The following is a 20,505-nucleotide window of genomic DNA, read 5'->3' on the forward strand; positions in this document are numbered from 1 at the left end:
GGAGCCTGAGATGACAAAGCAGCCCGATGACTGGCTCGACGACGTTCCCGGTGATGACGTCGAAGATGAAGACGATGAAATTATCTGGGTCAGTAAAAGTGAAATTAAGCGTGACGCCGAAGAACTGAAGCGTCTTGGCGCGGAACTGGTAGAGCTGGGGAAAAACGCGCTGGATAAGATCCCGCTCGATACCGACCTGCGCGACGCCATTGAACTTGCCCAACGGATCAAGAAAGAGGGCCGCCGCCGCCAGATGCAGCTGATTGGCAAAATGCTGCGCAGCCGCGACGTTGACCCGATTCGCCAGGCGCTGGACAAGCTGAAGAACCGCCACAACCAGCAGGTTGCGCTGTTCCATAAGCTGGAGATGATCCGCGACCGCCTGATTGCCGATGGCGATGACGCGGTGCCGGAAGTGCTGAACCTGTGGCCAGAAGCTGACCGTCAGCAGCTGCGTTCGCTTATCCGTAACGCGCAAAAAGAGAAAGAAGGCAACAAGCCGCCGAAGTCCGCGCGCCTGATCTTCCAGTATCTGCGTGAGCTGGCCGAAGGCGAAAGCTAATTTAGCTCCCGCCCGCCTGGCTTTCCCGCAGGCGGCACGCCTGTCCGGGCTACCTGATAACGTTTAACCTGTAGCCCGGCATGCGTGCGCATTGCCGGGAAGGCTGGCTTTCCCCCGCCGCCCGCAGGGCTCTCCCGCTATCGCCGCCGTCAGGCCGTCCTGAGGCTTATGTTCAGCGCCTTTCAGCTTTTTTTGCGCCTGTTTCGCCCCTATTTTGCTTCTCTTTGCCTTCTCTTTTGATCCCTGCTGCTTGCCTGCGTTTTTATCCTGCCTGTACGCCGTTTTGCCGATCGTCAGCAGACGTGACTTTTTTCTGCCTCAGCCGGCAATAAAAGCTGAATCGTTAAAGCTAAATATGTTTAAACTCACATTTTTTCGGCAAAAATAATAAAACATTGCATTAAAACAGGACTAAAGTCGCAGTTAAAAACAGCAAATCGCGCATATTCTCACCAGGTGAGGCACTTCACATTTTCATCAGCCGCTAGCCATTAGATTTCCCTCATTGATAACAATATCGATTCAGCAAAAAGGGACGAAAAATGAAAAAAATAGTAGCGTTGACCGCAGTAGCGATGATGTTCTCTGGGCAAGTCGCGGCAAAAACCTGGGTGCTGACAAGCGCTGAAAGCAGCATAGAGAAAGGAAACTGGCAGGTAAGCAGTGACCAGCTGAAGATAAAAGATCGCCATTTCAGCATCGAGCAAAAAGTCCTTCATGGCGGTAAGCAGGAGGGGAGTAAAGTTATCGTTATTCGCAGCCAGGACGGCCTGACTATCGCTCTCAGCCCGACTCGCGGGATGAATTTACTTAAAATCGAAGGTTTCGGCACGCGGATGGGCTGGGACTCGCCGGTCAAAGAGGTGGTTAACCCGGCCTTTATTAATCTGGAAAGCCGCAACGGGCTGGGCTGGCTGGAAGGTTTCAATGAGATGATGGTGCGCTGCGGCTACGAATGGACCGGTCATCCGGTCACCGCCGACGGGCAGATTTACACCCTGCACGGCAAAGCCGGGAACACGCCGGCCTCGCAGGTTGAGGTCGAGGTTGCCGATAGCGCGCCGTATGAAATTCGCATTCGCGGGCTGGTAAAGGAGAGCACCTTCAAGAAGGCCGATCTGCAGACCATGACCGAGCTGCGCTACGTGCCCGGCAGCAACAGCTTCAGCCTGCACGATGTCTTAACCAACCATGCCGATTATCCGCATGATTATCAGATAATCTACCACAGCAATTTCGGTACGCCGATTCTCGAAGAAGGCGCGCGTTTCCTTGCGCCGATGGCCAGCATCAGCCCGTTCAACGACTATGCCAAAGCCGGTTTGAAAACGTGGCAAACCTATGCCGGCCCGACCAAAGACTTTGACGAGATGGTGTTTAACATTCAGCCGCTCGCCGATGACCATCACCAAACGCTGGCGGCAGTGGTTAACAAGGCTGGCGATAAAGGCGCGTCAATTCAGTTTGATACCCGCCAGCTGCCGGTCCTGACGCTGTGGAAAAACACCGATAGCCAAAAACAGGGCTATGTTACCGGCATCGAGCCAGGCACCAGCTATGCCTATCCGGTGACAATTGAGCGCGAGCAGAAACGCGTGAAGCAGCTGCAGCCGGGCGCCAGCGCGCAGTTTGATCTGACCTATACCCTGCTGCACAACAATAAACAGGTTGCCGAGGTTGAGCAGAGGATTGCGGCAATCCAGGGCGACGCGAAGGTTGCGGAAAACGACGCGCCGATCGCCAAAGAGTAACCTCCCGGCCGGCGCTGCCCCGGGCTTACCGCAGAGGCAGCGCCGGCACCGCACATCCCCTTCCCGGCGCCAGCGCCGGGATATCGGTTTAGGCCATCACCACCTGGCGCAGCTGCTGCGCAAAGCGCTGGTACTGCGCCTCGTCAATCGCCTGCGGGTAGCTCAGCACCATCAGCGCATGATCGGCGATGCCGCAATGATAGGTCGGGTGACGATGCGGCCACGGGTTGTCGCTAAAGCCCATCGCGGCGTAAAACTGCAGCCGCCGGCGGGCAATTTCCGTGGTGAGCGGATCGATCTCGAGGATGGTCAGCGGCGCACGCTTAATTATTTCCGCCAGCAGGCGCTTGCCGTAGCCGCGCGAACGCAGGCCGTCGTCGATCGCCAGATGCTCAATGTAGCCATAGCCCGCAAACTGCCAGCTGCCGCTCAGGCCGATAAACTCGCCGTCATCAAACCACGCCTCCAGCGCATAGTGCGGGTCGCGCAGCGCGCGCTGTTTAGCCTGCGGCTCGCGCTGCTCGTGCCAGGGAAAAGCCTTGACGTACAGCGCGTCGAGGGCGGGAAAGTGCGGAGAATCGGTCGAGGTCAGTTTTTCAGAAGTGAGCATGACAAAATCCAGGATGGCAAAAAGTCTGCCCTCGCGCGGAGGGCAGAGAGACGATCGTCGGAACTACTCTGCCGCAGCCGCCTTGCTGGCCAGCTTATCCAGCAGCTTCTGATGAATGCCGCCGAAGCCGCCGTTGCTCATCACCAGAATGTGGTCGCCCGGGTGGGCGGTTTTGATGATCATATCCACCAGCACGTCGACATCGGCGCTCCAGTGGGCGGGCTGCACGCAGGCTTCAGCCACCTCGGCGACCTGCCACGGAATATGCTGCGGCTGGAGCAAGAACACTTCATCCGCGCGGCCCAGCGACGGCGCCAGATCGTCTTTGCAGACGCCCATTTTCATGGTATTCGAGCGCGGTTCGAGCACCGCCAGAATGCGGGCGGTGCCGCCAACTTTGCCGCGCAGCGCCTGCAGCGTCGCCAGGATCGCCGTCGGGTGATGGGCAAAATCGTCGTACACGGTGACGCCGTTCGCTTCGCCGCGCAGCTCAAGGCGGCGACGGGCGTTGATAAAACCGCCCAGGGCGTTGGCGGCGTCCGCCGGCACCACGCCGACGTGGCGGGCGGCGGCAATCGCCATCAGGCCGTTGTGCATATTATGCTCGCCGACCAGCGCCCACTTCACTTCCCCGACCTTCTCGCCGTCAAGCCAGACTTCCCACTGCGAGGCGTCGGCGTTGAGCTTCTTCGCCTGCCAGTGGCCCTGTTCGCCGACCAGCTCCTGCTCGCTCCAGCAGCCCATCGCCATAGTCTGTTTCAGGTTGATGTCGTTTTCCGGCAGAATAATTTTGCCCTGACCCGGGACAATGCGCACCAGATGATGGAACTGCTTCTGGATAGCCTTCAGGTCATCAAAGATATCCGCGTGATCGAACTCAAGGTTATTGAGGATCAGGGTTCGCGGGCAGTAGTGAACAAACTTCGAACGCTTATCAAAGAAAGCGCAGTCATACTCATCCGCTTCGATAACAAAGAACGGGCTGTCGCCCAGACGCGCGGAGACCTCGAAATTACCCGGCACGCCGCCAATCACAAAGCCGGGCTTATAGCCGCAGGCTTCGAGGATCCAGGTCGCCATGCCGGCGGTCGTCGTTTTGCCGTGGGTGCCCGCCACCGCCACAACCCAGCGATCGCGCAGGACGAAATCATGCAGCCACTGCGGGCCGGACATGTACGGAATGTTGTTTTCCAGCACCGCTTCGACGCACGGATTGCCGCGGGTCATCGCATTACCGATGATCACCAGATCCGGCCGAGGCTCCAGCTGGCTGGCGTCATATCCTTGAATAAGATCGATACCCTGGCTTTCCAGCAGAGTGCTCATTGGCGGATAGACGTTAGCATCCGACCCCGTTACCTCATGACCGAGGGAACGCGCCAGCATCGCCAGCCCCCCCATAAACGTGCCACAGATACCTAAAATATGAATGCGCATTCGTCACTTCCCTCTTTAATCTGGCGCACATTTTACCCTTATGTTCGGCATCAGAGAAATGCATTTCAGGCGAATCCGTTTTTTGCTGGCGCGATTCACCTGTGCGTATTTTTTTTATTCTTTGTTAAGATTGTTGCGTTCGTTTTACTTCACATAAACATGCAGGGAACGGGTTATGAAAACGTTAGGTGAATTTATTGTCGAAAAGCAGCACGAGTTCTCCCACGCAACCGGCGAGCTAACTGCTTTGTTGTCGGCGATAAAACTAGGCGCCAAGATCATCCACCGCGATATCAACAAGGCCGGTCTGGTCGATATCCTGGGTGCCAGCGGTGCTGAAAACGTGCAGGGCGAGGTGCAGCAAAAACTCGATCTGTTCGCCAATGAAAAATTGAAGGCCGCACTGCGAGCGCGCGATATTGTTGCCGGGATCGCCTCTGAAGAAGAAGACGAAATCGTCGTCTTTGAAGGCTGCGAACACGCAAAATACGTGGTGCTCATGGACCCGCTGGATGGTTCCTCTAACATCGACGTTAACGTCTCTGTCGGGACTATCTTCTCCATCTACCGTCGCATAACCCCGGTCGGCACGCCGGTCACCGTCGAAGATTTCCTGCAGCCGGGCAGTAAACAGGTCGCCGCAGGCTACGTGGTTTACGGCTCCTCTACGATGCTGGTTTATACCACCGGCTGCGGCGTGCACGCCTTCACCTACGATCCTTCTCTTGGCGTATTCTGCCTCTCCCAGGAGCGCATGCGCTTCCCGGAGAAAGGCAATACCTACTCCATCAACGAAGGCAACTACATCAAATTCCCGATGGGCGTGAAGAAGTACATTAAGTTTTGCCAGGAAGAGGATATCGGCACCCAGCGCCCCTACACCTCGCGCTATATCGGCTCACTGGTAGCGGATTTCCACCGCAATCTGCTGAAGGGCGGCATTTATCTCTACCCAAGCACCGCCAGCCACCCGGACGGCAAGCTGCGCCTGCTGTACGAATGCAACCCGATGGCGTTCCTCGCCGAGCAGGCGGGCGGTAAGGCCAGCGACGGTAAAGAGCGTATTCTCGATATCGTCCCGGTTAGCCTGCACCAGCGCCGCTCCTTCTTCGTCGGCAACAACCATATGGTTGAAGACGTTGAAAACCTGATTAAAGAGTTCCCGGACGCGTAACGCTTCTGACTTCCCCTCTCGCCCGGCGAGAGGGGAATTTACGCTAGCGATTCGCCGCCCCGCTCACCCGCGATACCGGCGAGTTCTGGCGGTTTTCCCACAGCACCGTCAGCCCGCGCTGCAGCGCAATAAAGATAAACAGCAGAATGCCGATCGCAATTTTCGTCCACCACGAGCTGAGCGTGCCGTCGAAGTTGATATAGGTCTGAATCAGCCCCTGAATCGCCACGCCGAACAGCGTGCCTAATACCGTGCCGACGCCGCCGCTGAGCAGCGTGCCGCCAATCACCACCGACGCAATCGCGTCCAGCTCAACGCCAACCCCGGCCAGCGCGTAACCGGCCTGGGTGTAGATAGAAAAAACGATCCCCGCCAGCGTCGCCAGCCCGGTCGAGAGCATGTAGATGCGGATGGTGGTCCCACGCGTCGAAATCCCCATCAGGTTCGCCGAGACGGCGCTGCCGCCAATGGCGTACACCTGATTGCCAAAGCGGGTGCGGTGGGCCATAAAAATGCCCGCCACCACCACCAGCAGCATCAGCAGCCCCATCGCGCTCAGGCGACCGCCGCCGGGAATGGTCCACGCCAGCCCGGAGAGCGTGTCATACACCGGATGATCGATAGGGATGGACTCTTCAGAGACCAGGTAGCTCACGCCGCGCAGGAAGAACATCCCGGCGAGGGTAATAATAAACGCCGGGATCTTCAGCGTATCGATAAGCCAGCCCATCAGCGCGCCAAACGCGCAGCCCATTACCAGCACCAGCGGGAACGCCAGCAGCGGCGTAATTCCCCAGACGCCAATCGCTTTTGCGAGGAACACGCCGGTGAAGGCGATCACCGACCCGACCGACAGGTCGATGCCGCCGGAGAGGATGACGAAGGTCATCCCCACGGCAATAATGCCAAGAAAAGCGTTATCGGTGAGGATATTGCAGATCACCCGCGTCGAGGCGAAGCCGGGAAACTGGGTCAGGCAATAGAGGTAGCCCAGCACGAATACGGCAAGGGTAATCATCAACGGCAAGTTACGTTTTATCACGGCCGCGTACTCCTTTCAGTAAGCTGATAAAGCGCGGCGACTGCACGATCAGTACGCACAGCACCACCACCGCTTTCACTACCTGGTTAAGCTCCGGCGGGAAGCCCGACAGCAGGATCCCGGTGTTCATCCCCTGGATAATCAGCGCGCCGACTACCGAGAGCAGAAGGTTAAAGCGCCCGCCCATCAGCGAGCCGCCGCCGATCACCACCGCCAGGATGGCGTCCAGCTCCAGCCAGAGTCCGGCGTTGTTGGCATCGGCGCCGCGGATGTCCGCCGCAACGATGATCCCGGCTATCGCCGCGCACACGCCGCTCAGCACGTAGGCCAGCATCACGACGATACGGGTGTTGACCCCGGCATTTTTCGCCGCCCGAATGTTAATCCCTACCGCTTCAATGAACATCCCCAGCGCAGTTTTGCGGGTGAACAGCCAGAACAGCAGCAGCGTTGCGGCAGCAATCAGCACCGGCGTCGGCAGCAGCAGCAGCGAGCCGCTGCCGAGCCACGCCAGAGGCGGCGAGTCGAAGGTAACAATCTGCCCGGAGGTGATTAGCTGCGCGACGCCGCGCCCGGCCACCATCAGGATCAGCGTGGCCACGAACGGCTGAATCTTCAGCACCGCCACCAGGATGCCGTTCCATAGCCCGGCCAGCGCGCCCGCCCCCAGCGAGGCCAGCAGCACCACCGGCAGGCTGTGCCCGGCAACGGTCATCGAGGCGGCGGTCGCGCCGGCAATCGCCATCACCGCGCCGACCGACAGGTCAATCCCGCCGGTGGCGATAACCAGCGTCATGCCAATCGCCAGCAGCGCGACCGGCGCCGCGCGGTTAAGAATATCAATCGGGCTACCGAACAGACGCCCTTCCTGGAGGACAATCTGGAAAAAGTGCGGCGCCACCAGGCTGTCAACGGCCAGCACCAGCAGCAGCGCAATGATTTGCGGCATACCCTTCGGCCAGCTGAAGCGACGCTTCGTTTGGCCGGTTTGCGGAAGAGATCCTGGCATCATGATTTACTCCTATGCCGCAATTGCGTTCATGATCGCCGGAACGGAGAGCTCCCCGAGCGGGATCTCCGCCACCTGTTTGCGATCGCGCATGATAATGACCCGATCGGCATAGCCCACCAGCTCTTCCAGCTCTGACGAAATGACCAGCAGCGCCAGGCCATCGGCGCACAGGGTTTCAATCAGGCGGATGATCTCGGCATGCGCGCCGACGTCTATCCCGCGGGTCGGCTCATCGAGGATCAAAAATTGAGGTTTGGTGAGCAGCCAGCGGGAAAGCAGCACCTTCTGCTGATTGCCGCCGGAAAGAAACTCGATCGGCTGCTCGGCGCTGGGGGTTCGAATCCCCAGCTGGCGGATAAAGCGTTCGGCAATCTCATTTTGCTCGCGTCGCGGAATCGGACGCAGCCAGCCGCGCTGCGCCTGCAGGGCCAGCACGATGTTCTCCCGTACCGACGCCGCGGCGATAATGCCGTCGGTTTTTCGGTCTTCCGGGCAAAAGCCGATCCCGAGGCTGGAGGCCTGATGCGGCGAGCGCAGCGTCTGCGGCTTGCCTTTAATCCACGCTTTGCCGCTATCGGCCGGCTTGATGCCAAAAATCACCTCCGCCGTTTCGGTGCGTCCGGAGCCCAGCAGCCCCGCCAGGCCGACGATTTCGCCGGGGCGGACCTCGAGGTCGAACGGCGCGATGGTGCCCTTTTTACCAAAGCCTTCAAAGGCGGCGATCGGCTTGTCGCTCAGCAGGGTGCGGCCCGCGCGCTGTAAAGCGTTATGCTCCAGCTCGCGCCCCAGCATCATTTTCACCAGCTCAATCTGCGGCAGTTCGCGTGTTTCCCGGCAGCCGACGAAGCCGCCGTTGCGCAGCACGGTGATCCGATCGCTCACGGCATACACCTGATCGAGAAAGTGGGTAACAAAAATCAGGCTGACGCCGCTGTCGCGCAGCTGGCGCATCAGAGTGAAGAGCATCTCCACCTCCTGGGTATCCAGGCTGGCGGTAGGTTCATCGAGGATCAGCACCTTAGCCGACAGGTCGATGGCGCGGCAGATAGCGACAATCTGCTGCATCGCCACGGAAAAGCGGTTAAGCGGTTCACGAACGTCAAGGGAGAAGCCGTAGGAGGCCATCAGATCGGTGGCGCGCTTTTCCATCTCTTTGCGCCGCAGCAGGCCAAAGCGGCGGGGCTCGCGGCCGATAAACAGATTGTCCGCCACCGACATATTCGGCAGCAGGTTCACTTCCTGATAGACGGTACCGATGCCCAGCTGCTGCGCGTGGGCGGTATTTTTTGGCGCAATGGCCTGGCCCTCAAGCCAGATAGTGCCGCGATCCGCGTGATAAACGCCGGTGAGCGCTTTGATCAGGGTCGATTTCCCCGCGCCGTTTTCACCCAGCAGGGCCATGATCTCACCGCGCCGCAGGCTGAAATCGACGTTATCCAGCGCCTTAACGCCGGGGAAAAATTTGCTCAGTCCCTCGGTACGAAGGATCTCCTGGTGTACTTCGCCGTTCATGGTTTCCCCTCCCCTAACCCTCTCCCCACCGGGGAGAGGGAACTAAACCGAGCGTCCTGATGGCCTACGCTCACTCAATAGCCCATGTTTTTCTTCTTCTCCAACTGCTCTTTCGCCGTATCCGGCAGGAAGAGCGTCGATTTGGTGATGGTCAGCTTCTCAGGCAGGGTGCCGTCTTTCTTGAATTTCTCCAGCGCATCAAACGCCGGCCCGGCCATATTTGGCGTCAGCTCAACGTTAGCGTTCGCTTCGCCGGCGATCATCGCTTTGTAGATATCCGGTACGCCGTCTATCGAGCCGGTCAGAATATCTTTGCCCGGCTTCAGCCCGGCCTCTTTAATCGCCTGGATGGCGCCGATGGCCATGTCGTCGTTATGGGCGTAAACCATGCAGATGTTCTTGCCGTTGTTTTCCGCTTTGATAAAGCTCTCCATAACCTCTTTCCCCTTACTGCGGGTAAAGTCGCCGGACTGGGAGCGAATAATCTTGATGTTCGAGGCCTTAGCGATGGCCTCAGCGAAGCCTTTTTTGCGGTCAATGGCGACGCTGGCCCCGACGGTGCCCTGCAGCTCAACGACGTTGCACGGCTTGCCGTCAACGGTTTTCACCAGCCAGTCACCAATCAGCTGGCCTTCCAGCACGTTATTGGCGGTGACGGTGGTCATGTAGAGATCTTTGTCTTTTACATCAATAGAGCGGTCGAGCAGGAAGACCGGAATTTTGGCCTCTTTGGCCTCCTTCAGCACCGGCTCCCAGCCCGTCGCCACGACCGGGGCGATAAAGATGGCGTCGACGCCCTGCGCAATGAAGGAGCGTACGGCTTTAATCTGGTTTTCCTGTTTTTGCTGACCGTCGGCAATCTTCAGAGTAATACCGCGCTTAGCGGCCTCCTCCTTCGCGACGTTGGTTTCTGCCGCACGCCAGCCGGATTCAGACCCGACCTGCGAAAATCCTACGGTCAGAGGGGCAGCTATTGCCATAGATGACATAGCTGCGGAAACTGCTGTGACAAGAAGTAAGCGCTTCCACATAAGGCGATCCTCGTAGGGTTATTGTTAGTGAAATCGTTATCTGCGGAATTACTATAGACAATCAGAAATGTAACTGGATGAGTTACATCACACTTCAGAAAAGTAAATTTTATGTTGATTAAAGCCATTTACTGCGTCTTACAGCCGATAAGACGATCGGCATATCAGCAGGTGGTTAAATTTAAAGCTCCTTATCAGCACCGGAAGATTTAGTGTAATCGCTTACATAAAAGTATGAAAAATGTGGCTATATTTATGGATTTTAGGCTCGTTTAGCAGGGAAAAATTACGCTATCTTTCCGCCCCCCTGAATGAAAAGAAGCGAAGACATTCGATGTGAGTTGGCTATAATACCGGGCACTTGTTTGCTATACATTTTAAAGGAACAGACATGAGCTTACTCAACGTACCTGCGGGTAAAGATCTGCCGGAAGACATCTACGTCGTGATCGAGATCCCGGCGAACGCAGACCCAATCAAATACGAAGTCGACAAAGAGAGCGGTGCACTGTTCGTTGACCGCTTCATGTCCACCGCGATGTTCTATCCGTGCAACTACGGCTACATCAACCACACCCTGTCTCTGGACGGTGACCCGGTTGACGTGCTGGTCCCGACTCCGTATCCGCTGGAGCCAGGCTCAGTGATCCGCTGCCGTCCGGTTGGCGTACTGAAGATGACCGACGAATCCGGTGAAGATGCCAAGCTGGTTGCGGTACCGCACACCAAGCTGAGCAAAGAGTACGATCACATCAACGACGTGAACGACCTGCCGGAACTGCTGAAAGCCCAGATCACCCACTTCTTCGAGCACTACAAAGATCTGGAAAAAGGCAAGTGGGTTAAAGTTGACGGTTGGGACAATGCTGCTGCGGCGAAAGCTGAAATCATTGCTTCCTTCGAGCGCGCTGCGAAGAACTAAGTTCGCCCCTGCGTGAAGCCAGACCCTGAACGCCGGCTGCCGGCTAGTAAGGGTTTTTTTATGTCTGCTGTTCACCCCTGCCCGTTTATTTCCCCCCTTTCCCCCCTGCGGACAAACCTGCGGCCAGACTTGCGCCTACCAGAATAGGAAGTCGGCCGGCCATATTTGCAATTGCGAATGAAATTAAAAATCATTATCATTTTCAGTTCGTAAATAAATGTGAATAAACGTCAATGAACCTCCACAATGTGAAGACCCTAAAGCTCTGTTCCGGCATGGCGCTGACCGCGGCCCTGCTACTGACCGGCCTGACCGCAACGGCCGCCGCGCTTCCTGAGAAAGATTTCCTGACTCGTGAAGTGGGTCATGGCGTCTATGAGCTGGCGGTAGACGCGCAGCAGCATGCGCTGTTCGCCGCCTCCGCCCCTTCGTTTGATAAAGACAAAACGACGGGGCAGATTTACAAGCTGGACCTGGAAAGCCTCACCACCGTTGAAGTCATTAAAACCAGCCGGCGGGCGTTTGCCACCGCTCTGGACGACGCGAATCATGTCCTGTACGTCGGCAATACCCTCGAAGGCTCGGTCACGCTAGTCGATACCCGCAGCGGCAAGGAGCTGGCGGTGCTGCAGCTCAGCGAGGCGAGCGACCCGAAAGCGATTATCCATACGCGTGAAATGGTCCTCGATAAGCAGAACCATCGCCTGTACGTCTCCGGCGTCGCGGAGAAGGGCGTTGTCTGGGTGGTCGATACCGCCAAGCGGGCGAAGATTGCGACCATCAGCGAGATGGGCGAATACCCAACCGGCATGGCGGTCGATCCGCTAAAAAACCGGCTCTACGTGGTGAACGGCAGAAATGGCCTGATCGTCATCGATACCACCAGCAATAAAATTATCGACCGCTTTACCGTCGCCGCGGATAAAAAGCGCTTTTTCCTTAATATCGCCGTGGATGCCAAAAATAGCCGCGCCTTTATTACCGACCCGGATTTACCCAATGTATTAGTGGTCGATATTCGTAACGGTAACGTCCTTTCTAAAATTGACGTGATTAACTCCCTGGCCGTTATTTATAACGAGAAGCGTCAGGAAGTTTATATTACCCACCGCAACGCCAAACTGATAACCATCGCCGACAGCGAAACCGGCAAGGTAAAACAAAGCATTCAAACTACCGCCCTGCCCAACAGTCTTGCACTTTCCGCCGATGCGAACACGCTGTACGTCAGCATTAAACAGCCCGAAGAGCTGATAGGTAAAAAGCCTGATTACGTGATGAAAATCGACCTGACTCAATACTAATCCTCATCACGCGTTATTTTTCACCTTGTGGCGGCGTACCGTCACGAGGTGATGTCGTTATTTTCTCTTTGCAGGTGTCTATATTATGAAAACGCGTCAACTGATTACCCTTACGGGGATCGTCGCCCTATTCGGCGGAGTTATTTTGCCCTCTCAGGCGGAAGAACTCAGCGAAGCCTCGCGCAGCGGCGAAGATCAAATGGTGGTGACCGCCACCGGCTTTGCGCAGGAAAAGCGTGAAGCACCGGCGACCATCTCGACAATCGATCGCCAAACGCTGGATGTTCAGCCCGATCGCAACGTCGGCGAGGCGATAAAAAATCTCCCCGGCGTGTCGGTGTCGAGCGGCAGCGAAATATCCTCGGGCAGCATCATGATGCGCGGCATGGATCCTTCCTACACCGCCTTCATGGTGAACAGCGTCAAGCAGAATACCGGAGAATCTCGCCCCTATGGCCAGGACCTCGGCACCGAAGCCAGCTTCCTGCCACCGATGGAGGCGATTGAGCGTATTGAGGTGATTCGCGGCCCGATGTCCTCCCTCTACGGCTCAGATGCCATCGGCGGGGTGGTGAACGTCATCACCAAAAAGCCTTACGGCGTGAAGGAGTGGACCGGCGCCCTTGCCGCCAACACCTGGCTCCAGGAGCACCGTGATTTTGGCAATACCAGCCAGATGAATCTGTTCACCATGGGTCCGCTGATCCCCGACGTCCTCGGCCTGAGCCTCGCGGCAGACTGGCTGGATCGTCGCGATGACGAACGCGAAAACTACTTCGGCAAGCACAACCGCAAGTCCCTCGATATGACGCTCGGCCTGGCCGCCAGCGAGAACAACCTCTTTGACCTGAACGTGGTCACCGGCGAGCAGGAGAAAAATCGGACCTGGCAGCGCGGCACGCCCTGGACGTGGCGCTTCGACCGCGACGCCTTAACCCTAACGCACTCCGGCTGGTATGCCGACGATACCGTCGCCACCACCAACTACATTAATTATGAAAAGGGCCGCTCAAAGTACGTCTATGACGGGCAAACGCCGCAATACGTGCAGACGGAAAACTACGTTGCCAACAGCCAGACAACCCTGAGCCTGGATAACCACAAGCTGACCGTGGGCGCGAACTTTACCCGCGAAGAGCTGAATGACCGCTTTGATGTCGCCAACAAAACCCTGCCGGGATCCACCCCGGTTACCAAAGTGAGCCGCAACGGCTGGGCGCTGTTTGCCGAAGACGGCTGGACCCTCGGCGATTTCATCCTGACCACCTCGGGGCGCCTCGATCGCGATGATAACTTTGGTACCCACGTCACGCCTAAGCTGTACGGCAACTGGGCGTTTAGCGACGCATGGGCGCTGAAGGGCGGGGTTTCAGCAGGCTATAAAAAGCCGGAGCTGCGCGCGACCTCCAGCGACTTTATTACGCCGCACGGCTCAACCGTACCCTATCCCTTCCTGACGGTCGGCAACGACGACCTGAAGCCGGAGAAAAGCGTTAACTCCGAGCTCGGCCTGTACTGGACGGGCAGCGCCCTGGCGCTTGACGGCACGGTCTTCTATACCCAGTTCAAAGATAAAATTACCGAGCAGAACATCTGCGAAACCACGGCCACCAGCCAGTGCTCCGTCAACGGCTACAAAGCAGACTCAATCGACAAGTACTTTAACGTCAGCAAAGCGGACGTCTACGGCGTCGAGCTCAACGCTGACTGGCAGATTAGTGCCGATATCAAGGCTAACGCCAACTACACCTACAACCACAGCGAGCAGAAAAGCGGGGCGGAAAAAGGCTATGCCCTGAACGACTACCCGCGCCATATGGCCAATCTGTCGCTCAGCTGGGCGGCAACGCAGAGCCTGGACGCCTGGAGTACGGTGAACTATCGCAGCAGCAACCGCGATAGCGGCAGCCACAACGAGTATGAGGCCTATACGATGGTGGATGTCGGCCTGCGCTATCGCGTGAACAAAAACGCCCAGCTGCTGGCGGGGATCTATAACCTGTTTGATGCCGACCCTAAACGCACCACCTCGTGGGGCGAGTACGGTCAGATAGAGGGTCGACGCTATAACCTCGGCGCGCGCGTCGAGTTCTGATTAGCGCCCGCAAAAAACAGCGCCACCCGAGGGTGGCGTTGTCGTTTTTAATACTGGTCTCTGTCTAACCAGTTACCGCTCTCTATCAGCGTAAACCCCTCAACCGGGCGCTGATAGACATACATCCATGCGCCGCCATACGGCGTCTGGATAAGATGGCGCGCGTATTCGCCGCCTTTGGTACGCAGAGCATCCAGTTCGGCCAGCGTCGATGCGTCAATACGATAGACTTCACCATGTACCGTGCCTTCACCGGGCACCGCGCCTGGATAGTGGCCCAGGCTGTACAGCTGATAATCGTTGACACTATGAGCGCCCAGCCACTGAGCGTTGGTCATCCAGTGGCTGTTGCCTTGTTTGCGTCGTAAACTGCCGTAAACAAATATTCGCATTGCTAAAACTCAAACTGATAGAGCAAATCGAGAGCCTGGTCTACGCCAGACACCGCTTCCATATATAGCTTAGGCATCAGGCGATAGCGTAATGTCAGCGTCGCCAGGGAGTCGAAGATACCGACCCCGTATTTTACCTGCAGACCCGGCAGCACATAGCCGCTGACTACCACCTGGGAAGAGTCGCCTACCCCTTCGGTATCCAGCGCCAGATTGCTTACGCCAAACGTCTCGCCGATTTTACCCACAACCTGACCACTTTGTGCAACCCCCAGGCCAATAAGCATTGACGTCATTGCGGCGCTATCGCTCTGCCCGCTGCTCAATCCCTGGCCGCGCAGCAGATAAGAAAGCGCTTCCTGCTGCGACATGACCGGGTCGGAGAAGATCTCCGCCCGCGGCTGGTCGGCCGAGCCGGTGACGCGAACGCCGGCAATTACGTCGTCTTCTGTGGCATCCGGGTTGCGAATGGCTTCGATATTCAGCGAAGGCTGATCCGGCGGACCGGAGAACAGCAGCTCGCCTTTACGGACGATCAGATCCTGACCGTAGGCGTGGAAGCGCCCTTCAGGAATATTGATCTGCCCGTTGAGGCCCAGACCCTGTTTATCCTGAGCAACTTTTAAATCGCCGGTCAGGCGCGCCTTCAGGCCAAACGCGCTGAGGCGAACGTTGTTACCGACATGGATAGTCAGGTTGCTGTTGATCGGGATACCGGCGCTCTGCGGCTTAATCGGCTGCAGGGAGTCGTTCAGCATAACCTCATCGGAAGAGACGCCGACCGCGCTCTCCGGCACGTCGTTAACCACAATGCGCGCCCACGGAATATCGACGCTACCGTCAAGATTAAACAAGCTTGGCGTCGCGGTAAAGACCACGTCCGGCGAAACGTCCAGGCGCACCATCGGCGGTACCGTAATACGCACCCGGCTGCCCTTCGCCGCAATCTGCGCGCGCCAGTTGTCTATCTGGGTCCAGTCGGCGTTACCGTTCAGGCTAATCTGCCCCTGGCGCGTATTCACCGTTCCCTGCAGCGTCGAACGGGTGCCGTTGAAGTTCATCGCCAGCTGGCTCGGCTGCATATCGAACGGCATAAAGTTACCGTCAATATCCACGCCGTTGAGCTGCATCTGACCAAACAGCTGCGGATTTTTCACATCGCCGCCGAGGCGCAGGTTGGCGTTAAGCCGCCCTTCCGCCTTTTCCCCGCGCGAGAAGATCGGATTAATCATCGCCAGCGAGAAGTTATTGATGTTGATATTGCCGCCGAGATTGCGTCGGCCCTGCGGGTCGGTGACCTGAACCTGCCCGTCAAGCTGACCGTTATTGGTCAGGCGGATCAGCCAGCCGAGCTGCGCGCGGTTGTTGTGCAGATCGGCGGTGAGGTTCAGAGTATCGAAAGCCACCGGCAGCGGCGCATCGTTGACCGTCTGGGTTACCTTCACGTTACGTCCGTTCAGCGTCACCTTGCCCTGCGGCAGCCCCTCTTTGGTGGTGTCCCAGCTCACGTCGGCGTTGCCGCTAAATACGCCGCTGGCCTGGGTGGCTTCCGGCATAAACGGCTTGAGCATCGCGAGGTCGAAACGGTTGAGGTTGACGACCGCCCGTCCGCTCGCGCCCGCATCGATCGCCTGCGGCACGCAGAGCTCGGCGTTCGGGTTGGCCCAGCAGTGCGGCCCAATGCTGATTTTCTGCTCGCGGTTACGGTAGTCCAGCGCGATATTACGCGTCAGCGAAACCGGGCCCACCGGCGTCTGGAAGCGGGTATTGCTCAGCGTTCCTCTCCAGCGCTCCTCTTTGCGGTCAAAGCTCCCCGCCAGAGACAGCTGGCCGGAGACCGGCTCCCCCTGCACTTTAAGCTGCAGGTCATGCTGCTTCTCATTACCTTTCGCATTGAGCTGCACCAGGCTGATATTGACGCCCGGCTGGCTGATACGGTCGATACGCACATCGAGATTGCCGGCAATCTGATCGCTGGATTTCACGTCGCCTTTGACGTTAACCTGGGCGATCGACAGCTCCTGCCAGCGCAGGGCGCGGGCGGTGATATCCGCCAGCAGCTGCGGCGCCTCCACGGTGCCGCGCACCTTCACCAGCCCTTTCGCCGTTCCGCCAAGGCCCGGCAGGGCGTTGTCGAGATGCGGGGCATCGATGGTGGCGTCGAGATTCAGATCCTTAACCCCCAGCTCGCCTTTCACGTCGGCGCTGTTGGGGCCTAACGCCAGGTGCAGGCCGGGGATTTTCCACTGCATATAGCTATTGCCCTGCAGGGAACCGCTGACATCAACCTTATTCTGCTTCACGTTACCGGTGATTTTCAGCTCCGGCACCGACATCTGCCAGCTGCCGCCGTAGAGGCTGCCCTGGGTTTTGATCAGACCGTTGAGCTTCGAAGGCCAGTCCGGAACCTCTTTGGCCGTGTTAATGCCGTCGAGGGTCAGCTCGCCGCGCCAGCTAATCGCCTGCTGCCAGTCGAGCAGCGCCTTTAGCTCGGTTTTCCCTTCCAGCGCGGCAACGGTCAGCTTATCAATATTCACCTGCTGCTCGTTGCCCTTAGCATTGAGGCTGATTTTCGCCGGCGGCAGGGATTGCCCCTTCACCGCGGTACTCATCGCCAGGGCGTAGTCGGTCATCTTGCCGCTGAACGTCAGCTGCAGATCGTCGGCCTGGAACTGCTTTTCGCCGCTAAACGGCCAGTAGAGCTGCTTGCTTTTCAGTTCCATATTGAGCGGCAGCCCGGCTTCCGCCAGCTGCGTTTCGGCGCGCAGCGTCATCGCCACCGGGCCGGCTAAATCAACGCCAACCGTCAGCTTTTTACGCATCTCGCCGCCGACCTTCAGCTGGACCTTCTCGCCCTTGAGCGGGTCAATATTCAGCGCGCCGTTGAGGGTGATATCAACCGGCCAGCTGTCCTGCAGCTGCGCGCTGCCCGAGGCGGTGACTTTGCCCTGGTCGGAATCAACATCCAGGGTATCGAGCTTCATCTGCCCGTCAATGCTGCTGACCTTCAGCAGCAGGCTGTAGATGGTCATATCGGTATCGCCGGTGATCCGCAGCTGCTCGCCGCGGAACTCCTCGATATTGAGGTTGAGCGGCAGGTGGACATCGGCCATTTCCGGCAGCACCGGCTTCTCAAACAGCGCCTTCATCGTCTCGCCGAGCGGTTTCTCTTCCGGCTGCGGATTCTCTATCTTCGGCTCAACGATCTGCTCCTGCGCCACCTTCGCGACTTTCGGCAGCGCGATAAGCAGCCCCTGCAGCGACGTCGGCGTCAGGGTCAGGTTTTTCTCCTGCCAGCGCAGGCCGGTGGAGAAGTCGCGCACCGAGACGGCGGTATCATCAATTTTGACGTTAACGTTTTGCAGCGCGACGCGGCTCAGGGTGATGGGATACGGCGTGGAGAGATTCAGCGGCCCTGAATCCTCCTCTTCTGGCGGCGCGGAAGGCAGCATTTTTGCGGTATCGATAGCGACGTAGATATCGCGCAGCGAAATATCGTTGACGCACAGGCTGCTGTCCCACAGGCAGCGTAATTTGACCGCAAGGTGGAACTGACCGGCGGTCACCGCCACGCCCGGCTGGGCAAAGCGCACGTTCTCCAGCGTCAGGTCACGCCAGCCGCCGGTAACCTTGCCGATCTCCAGGCCAGGTACCCAGCGGTCCGCCGCCTTCAGTACCAGGTGCAGGCCGCTGGTAGTGCCGACCAGGAAGCCAACCGTGCCCAGCAGCAGGACCAGAAAGAGCACGACCCCGAGGCTTATCTTCTTCCATAAACTCATAATTCAGGCCCCAGACCGATGTAAAACTGTAAACCGTGTTCGTCTTTGTCGCCGACCGGCGCGGCGATATCCAGCTTGATAGGACCGACCGGCGACTGCCAGCGAACGCCAACGCCGGCGCCGGTTTTGAAGTCGCTTTTGCGGATATCGCTTACTGCCTCACCGCCGTCGATAAACATCGCCCCCCACCACTTTCCGCTGACGTTGTACTGGTACTCCAGCGAGCCGGTGGCCAGTTTCGATGCACCGATCAGCTTGCCATCGTCGTCTTTTGGCGAGATAGATTTGTATTTGTAGCCGCGAATGCTGCGGTCGCCCCCGGCGAAGAAGCGCAGATCCGGCGGGACCTTGTCGAAATTGTCGGCCTCAATCCAGCCGAGGTTACCGCGCACCACAAAACGGTGGCGATCGTAGAGGGTGCGGATCCACACGTCCTGCGCCTGGGCGACGACGAAGTTAATATCCGAGCCCCACATGGTGTTGGAGTAATCCACCGAATAGCGCTGGGAATCGCCCCAGGTCGGCATCAGGCCGCCCCGCGAGCGGGTGCGGTTAACCGATACCCCGGGATAAATCAGCATGGTGGTATTGGTGACGTTAGCCTGGGTAAAGTGATCGAGGCTCCAGCGCAGGTTGATAGCGCGCTGCCAGCCGCTCGACATCTCCCAGTAACGCGATGCCGCGAGGGTAGTGGAGTCGGCTTTGGTATCGTTGAGATCCGTGCGCTTAAAGCCGCCCTGCATCAGGTAATACTGTTCCAGCGGGCTCTTCAGCAGCGGGACCTTATAGCTGAAATCAAGCTGCTGCTCCGGTGCGGAGAGGCTGACGCTGGAGGTCAGGCTGTGGCCATAGGAGTTCATCCACGGCTTTTTCCACGTCGCCTTCACCCGCGGCCCGACGTCGGTCGAATAGCCGATACCGGTTTCGACGGTATTCTCTTTGCGCGGCGCGACCACGCCCTTCAGAGGCAGCACTTTCGTTTTTCTGGATTTTTCAAACTCCGGTGCGACCACCACCGAGCTGAACCAGCCGGTGGCCGCCAGGCGGCGGTTTAGCTCCGCCAGATCCTCGGAGGTATACTCATCCCCCTGCTTAAACGGCACCAGATTTTGCAGGTACTCGTCGCGGATCTGCGACCCGCTGAAGGTCACGGCGCCGAAGCGATAGCGCTCGCCGCTGTCGTAATCGATATCCCAGAAGGCCTGATGACGATCGAGAGAGACCCCGAGCTGGCTTTTATTGAATTCACTATCAAAGTAGCCTTTGCGCAGCGCCACGCGGGTCAAGGAGCTTTTAAAACTGTCGTAATCGCCGTGGTTCAGCACGGTGCCGATTGCCGGACGCGTTTTTAACAAATCCAGATAGTCACGGTCGGTTCGCGCGCCGCCGCGCAGAATGACGTCGGTACCGCCAATACGCACCGGTTCGCCGGGCGTCACTTTGGCAATCAGCACCTGCCGCCCTTTTGCCGGCGGCGGACGTAAATCAAAATCGATCGTCGGTTCGTAGTAACCTAGCGCTTTCAGGCCTTCACGGATGGCATCATCAACGCGCGCGCGAAAGCGGCGATCCGGCGTGACTTCATCGCTTTGGATCGTCGATAGCTGGGCACGGACGTTTTTTTGCAGCTCCCCGGATAGCCCCTCAACCTGCAAACGCACGCTCGCGGCGCTAGCGACCCCGCTGACCAGCAAAAGGCTGGTGACACATAACTGGCGGATTTGTAGCACGTTTTCTCCTGAATATCCTTGTTTCCCCCCGAAGGAAACGAAAGCGCCGATCCCCGGCTTAACAAAACCCTAACAGCTAAGGGTTGAAAAAATGACGATAACCCAAATAATTCTTATGTTTAAATCCAGACGTACCGATCGTGTTTATTGTG

The 20,505-nt window shown here is 57.9% G+C and carries 15 protein-coding genes; 6 read left to right on the forward strand and 9 right to left on the reverse strand.

The annotated features are described in order from the left end of the window. The first annotated feature begins 10 nt into the window (after nt 1–10). Nucleotides 11–562 carry a ribosome biogenesis factor YjgA gene (gene yjgA / locus EDF75_RS23525; protein ID WP_041143756.1) on the forward strand — a complete coding sequence of 184 codons (552 nt, stop codon included), beginning with the start codon at nt 11–13 and terminating at the stop codon, nt 560–562. Between the two features lie 542 nt (nt 563–1,104). Continuing rightward, nucleotides 1,105–2,313, forward strand: coding sequence for an aldose 1-epimerase family protein (locus EDF75_RS23530; RefSeq protein ID WP_133601067.1), 1,209 nt, complete (start codon nt 1,105–1,107; stop codon nt 2,311–2,313). Between the two features lie 88 nt (nt 2,314–2,401). Here EDF75_RS23530 and EDF75_RS23535 read toward each other — a convergent pair whose 3' ends face one another. Both EDF75_RS23535 and mpl read right to left on the reverse strand, forming a co-directional pair. Beyond that, the gene (locus tag EDF75_RS23535; protein ID WP_133601068.1) at nt 2,402–2,923 is read right to left on the reverse strand and encodes a GNAT family N-acetyltransferase; all 522 of its coding nucleotides are present in this window, start codon (nt 2,921–2,923) and stop codon (nt 2,402–2,404) included. A gap of 63 nt (nt 2,924–2,986) precedes the next feature. After that, nucleotides 2,987–4,360, reverse strand: a complete 1,374-nt coding sequence (gene mpl, locus EDF75_RS23540; RefSeq protein WP_133601069.1) for a UDP-N-acetylmuramate:L-alanyl-gamma-D-glutamyl-meso-diaminopimelate ligase — start codon at nt 4,358–4,360, stop codon at nt 2,987–2,989. Nucleotides 4,361–4,535: 175 nt separating this feature from the next. Between mpl and fbp the strand changes: the two genes are divergently transcribed. Then, complete coding sequence (fbp, locus tag EDF75_RS23545; RefSeq protein ID WP_128879238.1) at nt 4,536–5,534, forward strand: class 1 fructose-bisphosphatase; 999 nt, start codon at nt 4,536–4,538, stop codon at nt 5,532–5,534. Nucleotides 5,535–5,577: 43 nt separating this feature from the next. Here fbp and yjfF read toward each other — a convergent pair whose 3' ends face one another. From yjfF to ytfQ, 4 genes are all read right to left on the reverse strand, one after another. Then, nucleotides 5,578–6,576: a galactofuranose ABC transporter, permease protein YjfF gene (gene yjfF / locus EDF75_RS23550; RefSeq protein ID WP_041143751.1), complete on the reverse strand. Its 999-nt coding sequence runs from the start codon at nt 6,574–6,576 to the stop codon at nt 5,578–5,580. Next, on the reverse strand, nt 6,563–7,588 hold the full coding sequence (gene ytfT, locus EDF75_RS23555; protein WP_133601070.1) for a galactofuranose ABC transporter, ATP-binding protein YtfT: 1,026 nt from the start codon (nt 7,586–7,588) through the stop codon (nt 6,563–6,565). The genes yjfF and ytfT overlap by 14 nt, the downstream gene beginning before the upstream one ends. A gap of 9 nt (nt 7,589–7,597) precedes the next feature. After that, a complete protein-coding gene (ytfR, locus tag EDF75_RS23560) occupies nt 7,598–9,100 on the reverse strand; it encodes a galactofuranose ABC transporter, ATP-binding protein YtfR (protein WP_133601071.1) in 1,503 nt (500 codons plus the stop codon). A 74-nt stretch (nt 9,101–9,174) separates the two neighbouring features. Next, nucleotides 9,175–10,131 (reverse strand): galactofuranose ABC transporter, galactofuranose-binding protein YtfQ, encoded by a 957-nt coding sequence (gene ytfQ / locus EDF75_RS23565; RefSeq protein WP_133601072.1) that lies wholly within the window; start codon nt 10,129–10,131, stop codon nt 9,175–9,177. Between the two features lie 391 nt (nt 10,132–10,522). Between ytfQ and ppa the strand changes: the two genes are divergently transcribed. The 3 genes from ppa to EDF75_RS23580 all read left to right on the forward strand — a co-directional run bounded on the left by ppa (nt 10,523) and on the right by EDF75_RS23580 (nt 14,452). Then, entirely contained in the window at nt 10,523–11,053 is a 531-nt protein-coding gene (gene ppa / locus EDF75_RS23570; RefSeq protein ID WP_041143747.1) for an inorganic diphosphatase, read from the forward strand. 233 nt (nt 11,054–11,286) lie between these two features. Further along, entirely contained in the window at nt 11,287–12,357 is a 1,071-nt protein-coding gene (gene yncE, locus EDF75_RS23575) for a 7-bladed beta-propeller protein YncE (protein ID WP_133601073.1), read from the forward strand. Between the two features lie 85 nt (nt 12,358–12,442). Continuing rightward, the gene (locus EDF75_RS23580) at nt 12,443–14,452 is read left to right on the forward strand and encodes a TonB-dependent receptor domain-containing protein (protein WP_133601074.1); all 2,010 of its coding nucleotides are present in this window, start codon (nt 12,443–12,445) and stop codon (nt 14,450–14,452) included. Between the two features lie 47 nt (nt 14,453–14,499). Here EDF75_RS23580 and EDF75_RS23585 read toward each other — a convergent pair whose 3' ends face one another. From EDF75_RS23585 to tamA, 3 genes are read right to left on the reverse strand one after another with little or no spacing between them, the layout of a single operon-like run. Beyond that, nucleotides 14,500–14,844: a gamma-glutamylcyclotransferase family protein gene (locus EDF75_RS23585; protein ID WP_133601075.1), complete on the reverse strand. Its 345-nt coding sequence runs from the start codon at nt 14,842–14,844 to the stop codon at nt 14,500–14,502. 2 nt (nt 14,845–14,846) lie between these two features. Then, entirely contained in the window at nt 14,847–18,623 is a 3,777-nt protein-coding gene (tamB, locus tag EDF75_RS23590) for an autotransporter assembly complex protein TamB (protein ID WP_133601076.1), read from the reverse strand. Continuing rightward, nucleotides 18,620–20,353: an autotransporter assembly complex protein TamA gene (gene tamA, locus EDF75_RS23595; RefSeq protein WP_133601077.1), complete on the reverse strand. Its 1,734-nt coding sequence runs from the start codon at nt 20,351–20,353 to the stop codon at nt 18,620–18,622. Before tamA ends, tamB begins: the two co-directional genes overlap by 4 nt. Between the last annotated feature and the right edge of the window lie 152 nt (nt 20,354–20,505).

It is taken from the genome of Klebsiella sp. BIGb0149, from assembly GCF_004362605.1.
GTDB lineage: Bacteria > Pseudomonadota > Gammaproteobacteria > Enterobacterales > Enterobacteriaceae > Klebsiella > Klebsiella terrigena.